Genomic DNA, 1681 nt, shown 5'->3' on the forward strand with positions numbered 1-1681 from the left:
GCACGCTCGGCCAGGCCGCCGTGACCGGCACCCGCGGGGCCGTGCTGCGGCTGCGGCGCTGGCTGCGCCGCCCGCTGACCTCGCTGCACCTGATCCTCGGCGTCTTCGGGCTGCTGACCCTGTTCGGGCTGGTGATGGTGCTGTCCGCGTCGTCGGTCGGCGACGGCTCGTCGTACTCGGTGTTCACCCGTCAGCTGATGTTCTGCGCGGTCGGGCTGGTCCTGTTCCACGTGGGCCTGCGGGTCCCCCCGCGTCGCCTGCGCGCCGTGGCACCGGTACTGCTGATCATCGGCCTGATCGCGCTGGTCCTGGTGCTGATCCCGGGGATCGGTGCGCTGCGCGGCGGCGCCCGGTCCTGGTTCGCGTTCGGCCCGGTCTCGCTGCAGCCGTCGGAGGGTGTGAAGATCGCGCTGACGCTGTGGGGCGCCCACGTGCTCGCCGCCCGCCGCGCCGTGATGCACCGCTGGAAGCACGCCCTCAACCCGGTCGTCCCGGTGACGCTGGTGATCTTCACGCTGCTCGTGCTGGAGCCCGACCTCGGTATGACGATCTCGGTCGGGATCATCATGCTCGCGCTGCTGTACTTCGGCGGCGCCCCGGTGAAGCTGCTCGCGCTGATCGCGGGCGGCGGCCTGGCCGGCGCGGTGATCCTCGGGCTGACCGCCGGGTACCGGGCCAGCCGGATCACGGCGTTCCTGTCGTCGTCGGCGGACCCGCTGGGCCCGGCCTACCAGGCGACGCAGGCGCTGTACGCGCTCGCCGACGGCGGCCTGTTCGGCGTCGGCCTCGGCCAGGGCCGGGCGAAGTGGGACTACCTGCCCAACGCCCACAACGACTTCATCTTCGCGATCATCGGCGAGGAGCTGGGCCTGGTCGGGGCGGGTGCGGTACTCGCGCTCTTCGCGACTCTGGCCTACACCGGCATGCGGATCGCCGCCCGCAACACCGACCCGTGGCTGCGGATCGTCGTCGCGACGTCGACGGCGGGCATGGTCGTGCAGGCGTCGATCAACATCGGGTACGTCGTGGGACTGCTGCCGGTGACCGGGCTGCAGCTCCCGCTGATCTCCTCCGGCGGTACCTCGCTGGTGGTGACCATGTTCCTGTTCGGGCTGCTCACGAACGCGGCCCGGCACGAGCCGGAGGCGGTCGCCGCGCTCCGGAAGGACGGGCAGGGGCGGCTGGCGAAGCTGCTGCGCCTGCCGTTGCCGCAGCCCTACCGCGCACCGGCACCGGTGTCGCGGTGGGCGGCGCGCTAGGGCGCTCCCACTCCGAGTGGGAGCGGACACGACGGACGACGCAAGGGGCACGAGAGCGTGACGGGTACGGATCAGACCGGCGGGAACGACGGCACCGGCTCGGGCCGGGAGCCCGGCCGGCGTCCGACCATGGGCGGCCGTGCTCCCGGGCCCCACGAGGTCCGGCCGGACGGTGTGGTCTTCGGTGGCCCGGACGGGGCGGGCGGCACGGGCGGCCGGCCGGGCTGGCCCACGGAGTACCCGTCGGGTGCCGACCTGTTCGATGCCTCCGCTGCTCCGGAGCCCCCGTCGGCGCAGGTCCCCGCGTCGCAGCCGTCCGTGGAGCCGGGTCCGCGTGGCCCGCAGCGGCTGCCCGGTACCGGGTGGGACCCGCACGCGCAGTCCCGCCGCCCGGACGCCCCCCGCAGCGGCGACGGGCCGCA

At 74.2% G+C, this 1681-nt stretch carries 1 protein-coding gene and 1 pseudogene; both read left to right on the plus strand.

Features of this window, described 5'->3' with window-relative positions; genetic code table 11:
* Window positions 1-20 precede the first annotated feature (20 nt).
* On the plus strand, window positions 21-1259 hold the full coding sequence (gene ftsW / locus GTW08_RS16355; RefSeq protein WP_346009919.1) for a putative lipid II flippase FtsW: 1239 nt from the start codon (window positions 21-23) through the stop codon (window positions 1257-1259).
* A gap of 57 nt (window positions 1260-1316) precedes the next feature.
* Window positions 1317-1681: pseudogene (locus GTW08_RS31930) on the plus strand (hypothetical protein); the annotation flags it as partial.

The sequence above is a fragment of the Pseudonocardia sp. SID8383 genome (assembly GCF_009864975.1).
Taxonomy (GTDB): Bacteria; Actinomycetota; Actinomycetes; order Mycobacteriales; family Pseudonocardiaceae; genus Pseudonocardia; species Pseudonocardia alni.